This is a genomic window from Candidatus Phytoplasma pruni, assembly GCF_013391955.1.
GTDB lineage: Bacteria > Bacillota_I > Bacilli_A > Acholeplasmatales > Acholeplasmataceae > Phytoplasma.
The window spans coordinates 1-6088 of sequence record NZ_JABUOH010000033.1 but is presented as its reverse complement, the minus strand read 5'-3'; the positions used below and the strand labels follow the sequence as shown (position 1 = coordinate 6088).

At 36.0% G+C, this 6088-nt stretch carries 12 protein-coding genes; all 12 read right to left on the bottom strand.

Translation table 11 applies throughout. The features are described from left to right. Nucleotides 1-291, bottom strand: a 291-nt coding sequence (locus HR065_RS01295) for a hypothetical protein (RefSeq protein ID WP_178734117.1), incomplete at its 3' end; no start/stop codon positions are given. A 103-nt stretch (nt 292-394) separates the two neighbouring features. After that, nucleotides 395-802 (bottom strand): DUF2963 domain-containing protein, encoded by a 408-nt coding sequence (locus HR065_RS01290; RefSeq protein ID WP_178734116.1) that lies wholly within the window; start codon nt 800-802, stop codon nt 395-397. A gap of 43 nt (nt 803-845) precedes the next feature. Next, on the bottom strand, nt 846-1106 hold the full coding sequence (locus HR065_RS01285) for a hypothetical protein (protein WP_178734115.1): 261 nt from the start codon (nt 1104-1106) through the stop codon (nt 846-848). A 39-nt stretch (nt 1107-1145) separates the two neighbouring features. After that, a complete protein-coding gene (locus tag HR065_RS01280; protein ID WP_178734114.1) occupies nt 1146-1607 on the bottom strand; it encodes a DUF2963 domain-containing protein in 462 nt (153 codons plus the stop codon). A gap of 87 nt (nt 1608-1694) precedes the next feature. Then, entirely contained in the window at nt 1695-1829 is a 135-nt protein-coding gene (locus HR065_RS03795; RefSeq protein WP_420885486.1) for a DUF2963 domain-containing protein, read from the bottom strand. A 158-nt stretch (nt 1830-1987) separates the two neighbouring features. Next, complete coding sequence (locus tag HR065_RS01270) at nt 1988-2200, bottom strand: DUF2963 domain-containing protein (RefSeq protein ID WP_178734113.1); 213 nt, start codon at nt 2198-2200, stop codon at nt 1988-1990. Nucleotides 2201-2311: 111 nt separating this feature from the next. After that, nucleotides 2312-2953, bottom strand: a complete 642-nt coding sequence (locus HR065_RS01265) for a hypothetical protein (RefSeq protein ID WP_178734112.1) — start codon at nt 2951-2953, stop codon at nt 2312-2314. Continuing rightward, entirely contained in the window at nt 2950-4146 is a 1197-nt protein-coding gene (locus tag HR065_RS01260; RefSeq protein WP_178734111.1) for a hypothetical protein, read from the bottom strand. Before HR065_RS01260 ends, HR065_RS01265 begins: the two co-directional genes overlap by 4 nt. After that, the gene (locus HR065_RS01255; protein ID WP_178734110.1) at nt 4064-4465 is read right to left on the bottom strand and encodes a DUF2963 domain-containing protein; all 402 of its coding nucleotides are present in this window, start codon (nt 4463-4465) and stop codon (nt 4064-4066) included. The genes HR065_RS01260 and HR065_RS01255 overlap by 83 nt, the downstream gene beginning before the upstream one ends. Nucleotides 4466-4533: 68 nt before the next feature. Beyond that, on the bottom strand, nt 4534-4968 hold the full coding sequence (locus HR065_RS01250; RefSeq protein ID WP_178734109.1) for a hypothetical protein: 435 nt from the start codon (nt 4966-4968) through the stop codon (nt 4534-4536). After that, nucleotides 4961-5179, bottom strand: coding sequence for a hypothetical protein (locus HR065_RS01245; protein WP_178734108.1), 219 nt, complete (start codon nt 5177-5179; stop codon nt 4961-4963). Before HR065_RS01245 ends, HR065_RS01250 begins: the two co-directional genes overlap by 8 nt. 56 nt (nt 5180-5235) lie before the next feature. After that, on the bottom strand, nt 5236-5832 hold the full coding sequence (locus tag HR065_RS01240; protein WP_178734107.1) for a hypothetical protein: 597 nt from the start codon (nt 5830-5832) through the stop codon (nt 5236-5238). Nucleotides 5833-6088: the final 256 nt, after the last annotated feature.

Below are 6088 nucleotides of genomic sequence, written 5' to 3'. Positions count from 1 at the left end.
TTGGGTTAAATTGTCGTTATATTCTGCCATAGATTGTTGTTTGGCTCTTTTTAATTTCAGTAATTGTTTTTGGAAGTTTTGTTGTTCTTCGTAATGTTTTTGTTCTTGGGCGGTTTTTTCGGCGTAGCGTTTGTCTTCGATGGTTTGACGTTCAGTGGTTTGAGCGTCTTTGGTTTGTTGGTATTTGTAGATCACTACCGAAGCGGTAGTGATAAACGCGATAGTCAAAACAGTAGTGATTATTTGCATTATGATTTGGATGGTGGGTTTTTGGTGGGTGTTGTTTGTCATTTTTTTGTTCTCCTTTGGGGTTTTTGATTATTTTTGAGAGTTGTTTTTCTCTTGCCGGAGCGTGGTGTGTGTTTTGTTTTGTGGGTTGTGAAAATGGTGTTGGTCATTTAATGTAGTAGGTTCTTTTGATGGAATTGTCGAGGTTGTAAGTAGTGGTTTTGGTGTGTTTGGCGGATTGGGGGTGGTAAAAACGGACGTAGTTGATGGAGCCGTCGGGGCGGTAGACGGTGCCTTTTGTTTTGATGCCTGTTTTGGGGTCGTAGCCATTGATAGAATGGAGAATGCCGTCATCATTGTAGTAGGTTGATTTGATGCGTTTGTTGGATTGGAGGTTGGATTCGGCGATGGAGGAGATAGTGTTGTTGAGATTATATTCGGTTGTTTTGATTATGTGTTGAGAAAAATTGTATTCGGTGATGGTTTTGTAGACGAACGAGTCGATGCAGGTGGTTGTTTTGTTGTTGGGTGTTGATTTTTCTGCCTGAGCGTGGTTGTTGTGATTGTTTGTCATTTATTATTTTCTCCTTTTATTTTTGTTTTTTGTTGGGGGTTGATTAGTATATGGGGCCGTCTTTTTTGTTTTCTTTGATAACCTCTAATTGTTCGGCGGTTAAATATTTTCTTTGTTTTTTGGTTAAACATCTCCATGGAAAGACGTAGAAATTACCAGGATCAAGTTTTGCAATTTGTTCTCCTGATAAAATCTTTACTTTTGATGGGGTTATTACAAAAAGATTGAAGGCAAGGTTTTTATTGAAATATTTATTTAATTCGTCAGGGGTCATTGTTTTTATTTGTTTTATTGTTAAACTCATTTTTTTTCTCCTTTGATTTTTGTTTTATTTTGTAGGTTATTATTTGTTTTGGGTGGAGTGATATAATTGGACGGCATCTTTGTATGCTTGTTGGGCGTTTTGATATTCTTGTTGGAGTTGTTGTTCTTCGACAGGGGTTAAATCTGAGAGAACGAGATCGTCGATGTAGTCGCCGGATTGGGGGTCGTAGGTGGAGATATAGAAAATGGAGCCGTCGGGGAAGTAGTCGATGTGTTTAGTCATGTAGCCTGTTTGAGAGTCGTTCTCTTCAATATAGTCTAGGGTGTTCTCGTCGTAGGAGAGATCTTTGATACATGTTTGAGATTGAGGGTCGTAATAGGCGATGTGGTCGAGATAACCGTCGGGGTAGAAGGAGGGGCGGTAGGTGGTTTCTTTGACTCTTTGATCGTTGTTATTGTATTCAGTGATTACTTTGTAGCCGTAATCATTTATATGTTGAGTGTTTCTTGCTGTTTCGTAATTTTGGTTGTTGGATGTCATTGGTTGTTTTCTCCTTTTTTTGTTTGTTTTTTATGTTTGAGATTGTGTTAATGCCTGAACGTGGTGATTTTTTTTGTTTTTGTGGATTTAATAGGTGTAGAGGGTGAAGTTGGTTGATTTACCTGTTTGGGGATGATATTCTTCGCGGAACCAAATAGTGCCGTTGGGATTGTAGTAGGTAGTTTGGATTTTGTGGTGGGTGTGGGGATCGTATTTGTTGATGAATAACAGGTAGCCGTGCGGATGGATAGTGGTTTGTTTGATTAATTTGTCGTTCGCGTTGTATTTGTTGATTTCTTGCTAACCACAATGATTGGAACGGATAATTTTTTTGTTGGAATTGTTGGTTGTCATTTTTTGTTTTCTCCTCGTAAATTTGGTTAAAAATGGTAGACGGATTTGATTGTGCCATTGGGGTGAAACAGTGTTTCCTTTGTGCGGTGTCCTGTTGTAGGGTCATAATCGATCGTGCCGAAAAGGATGCCGTCCTTTTCGGACCAGTATTCTTTTATTTTTTGTTTTTGTTCGTTATAATGGATGGCGCTGAGATGGATAGTGTCGAAATGATTTTGGTGGGATGTGTTTTCGTTCATTTTTGATTTCTCCTTTGGGGTTTGTTTTTATTTTATTTGTTGTGTTGGATGCCGGAGCGTGGGGTTGTGGGGATTGTTGTTGATTTTAGGTGGTTGTTTTTTTGTTGGGGGTTATTGTAATTGTTTTAAAAAGGGGGCAATGTGGGTGGAGTTTAAAATGTGGAAATTGTTGGGAGCGGAGGTTTGTAATTCTTTTAAAATTTTGTTGGTGTAGTAATTGCCGTCTAAAACGATCAACACTTTGATTTTTTTGTTGATGGCGCCGGTTAAATTACGAGCTGTTTGCATCACTTTGATAATTTCGTTTTTTTGACTGTCTTGGGAACCGCCTTTGTTTTTAGTGTATTTGTGGTATACATAAAAATCATATGGTAAACCGTTTATTTTGAAATAAATGTCGGCGGATTTGACTTTGCCGGTTGGAACGGGGGAGTCGTGGACGACTTTTTGTTGCACGATATATGATGGTTGTTCGTTATCAGTTTCTAATAATTGTAATTTATTGATAAAGGGGATGGTTTGTAAGTGAGAGAATAACGTTTTTTTATAAACATTTTGGTGAGAAGGATCTTTGATGAAAAAAGATTTTAAAAAGGGGTTGGTAGAAATATTTTGAATAACTTCTTCATGGTTGAAACCGAATTTCTTGCAAAAATTGTGGATTTTGTTTTGGACCTTAGAGTCTTTGATGTCAAATTTGTTTAAATTAATTTTTAATTGTTGCTGATATGCTTGGGAATAAATGTTTTTCATATTTTTTCTTTCCTTTCTGATTGTAATAAATATGCTTTTTCGATGATGTTGCGTGCCAAGGTGAAATCTAGACGGCGCCTTCTTTGGTTGTGGTTGTTATTCCCTTTGAAAGGTGATAACAGCACGTCTTGGGTTTTTTGGCGAAACTCGTTTAAAATATCGTTGGCATCTTGGATTAATTGTTTTAATTGGGTGGGGTTTAAGAGGGCGAAAACAGCACTGTGTAAAACAGTGATGGCGCGTGAAGAATGTTTTATTTGGGATAGATCGTAATTTAATTGGGTGGTAGGTAAAAAGAGGATACGAGCTGATGGGTTTTTATAATCAATAGCTTTTAAAGCGATGGGACCACGAAAATTATTGAATTGTAAATCTTTTAATAAAGGTTGAGAAAGAGTCGGTTTTAATTTTTCTAAAACTGAAAGAGGACCTACTTTTTGGTTGTTCTTATAAATGATTTGTTTTTCGGTGGGAGAACCGTTGAAACACACCACACAAATGGGGATTTCTGTATCATTAAAGGGGTTGTCCTCAATAATGATAATGCGATTGATTTGGTCCTTATTAAAAGTCGTGTTGTTGATGAATGTTTCTGGGACAATGGCGACGCCGGGCTGATTAGTAGCTATCATTTTGTGTAAAGCGATTAAATATAAATCTTGCCAAGGTTTTTTGGCGAAATATTTTTGATATATTGTCATATATTTTTTTCTTTTACAACTGACCTTGGATAAGTAAGGAGGGTTAGTGATGAAAAAATACTTGTCTTTTTGGTTTAAAGGGAGATGGGATAAACTGTCGTTGGTAGGCCATTGTTTTAACTCGGGGTTAATGTCTAAGCCGGCGAAGTTTAAAGGTTGGTGAGGAAAATGGGTTTGGATGGTTTTGAGGAGATGTCCTTCGCCGGCGAAGGGGTCCAACACGATGGTGTTGGGTGGGAGATTTTTTTGGATGAAATCTAAAACAGGGGTAGTTAACCAAGTGTTTTGGCGGGTGTAGAATTGGCCTAAACGTTGTTTTTGTTTGTCGGACATGGCGTTTGTTTCCTTTTTGAGGGATTGTTTTTCATAGATGGTTTTTTTCTTGCCGGAGCGTGGTGTGTGGTGGTTGTTAAAAATTAAGAATACTGCCTTCGGTGCCGTTCTCGTGATAATGAGTGGTGTCAAACCATCTTGTAGAATGAGGGGTTTCATAATGGAAAACGATAGATTCATAAACTGAGCCGTTAGGGCGGTAGTAGGTAATTTTTGTCATTTGACCGGTATTAGGATTATAATCTGTTGTATAATCTACTGTTCTGTCAGAACGGTAGGTAGTTGTTTGCTTGCATTTTTGTGTTTGAGAATCGTAAGTGTAGGTAGTGTATTGGCGTAAGGTGTTGGTTAATTGTAGAAAAGTTGTTGTTTTCAATAATTGATGTTGGTTGTTATATTCACTTAAAACGCCTAAGCCTGCGTCGTTTGTGTGTTGAACGGTTCTTGCTGTTTCGTAATTTTGATTGTTGGATGTCATTGGTTGTTTTCTCCTTTGATTTTTGTTTTTATTTTATTTGTTGTGTTGATTGCCTGAACGTTGTTGTTTTAGTCGTTTTCATAGATGGTGTGGGTGTTTTGTTCGGAGGGCGGTTCTTCTTGGATTATTTTTTTGATTGATTTTAATGTCAGTTTTTGGGTTTTACGGTTATAGATGAATTTGTATTTTTGACCGTCTTTGATGTAGATGGCTTTTTGTTCTATTTTAAAACCAAAGATTTTGGTGATGAAATAAAAAATGTTTTCTAAAAGATAATAGATAAATTTTAAAATATTCAAAATAACAGCGAAAATATAATCCAAACCTAAAAGAATGAAAGGGAGTAAACTGAAAAAAACCACTACCATAGTTATTCTTACAACCGCATGATGATTGTTTTGCCAATGATCTACTATGATGTTGAAAGTGTTGGCGAGGAAATTATAAATACTGGTGAACCAAGCGGAAATGTTGCTTAATAATGTCAATATATTTTCAAACATGATTTTTTCTCGCTTGGGATTGTTGTTCTAATGATTTTAGTGCTTTCATGAAACGACCGTTTTTTAGACGTTTGAAAGTTAAAGTGTATGAGGTTTTGTATAAATAATAAAGAGCGATGAATAAAGAGGTGATGATAATAAAAAATATTTTTAAAAATTTAAAAAAGGCATAAGTGGCTACTAAAAGATAACTGGTTTTTTGGTTTTCCATTTTATCCCCTCCTTTCTTTTAGTTGTTTGTGAACTTGATGTTGGTTGTTTTAAATTTTATGAGTTTTTGTTTTGTTTATATTGGGCGAGTTGGTGTTTTAATTGCTCGTTTTCTTTTTTGGTGTTGGCGATTTCGGTTTCTAATTGTTTGGTAGCAGAATGAATTTCGTTTTTGGTTTGGAGATAGAGCGCTGGTTTTAGCACTTCGACTTTGGATAAAGCGTCATCTTGTTTGATTTGGGCGGTTAAATCTCTTTCTGCCTGAGCGATAACATTTTGTTTGAATTGTTCATCTTGTTTGAATAAAGTCATCATTTCCTCGTAGTATTGTTTTTGGGCTAGACGGCGGGTGCGTTTTGTTAACATGTGGGAATTGATGTTTTTTAAATAATATTTAGTTAAATGGTATTGGAAATAGGTGAATAACATGATTTGTAAAAAGTGATTTAAAGAAAAATTTAGGTTTTTCATTTTATCTAAGGTGATAGTAGGATAAAATTCTTGGTATAAATTTTTAAATAAATTATAGGCGAAATATTGGATTAAGATAACCAGTATTAAAGTAAAAAAACCTTTAATATGTCTTAAAGGTTTTTTGGTTTGTTGTATTGTTTGGTTAGATTGTGGGGAGGGGGTAGGTTGATTATTTGTCATTTATTGTTTTCTCCTTTTTTGTTTTTTTTGATTGTTTTATTTTAGAGGGTGAGATTTGATGTAGGGTGGTGTATTGGATGCCGGGGCGTAGGTGTGTGTTTTGTTTTAATAATCGTCGTCGTCATATTCGTCATCGTCGTATTCTTCTTGTTCGTCGTCTTCATCTTCCTCATAAACTTCTTCTTCTTGCTTTTTTTTGGGTCTTTTTTTGTTTTTGTTGGGGGTGAGTTGTGTGGGATTGCCTGAACGTGGTGTT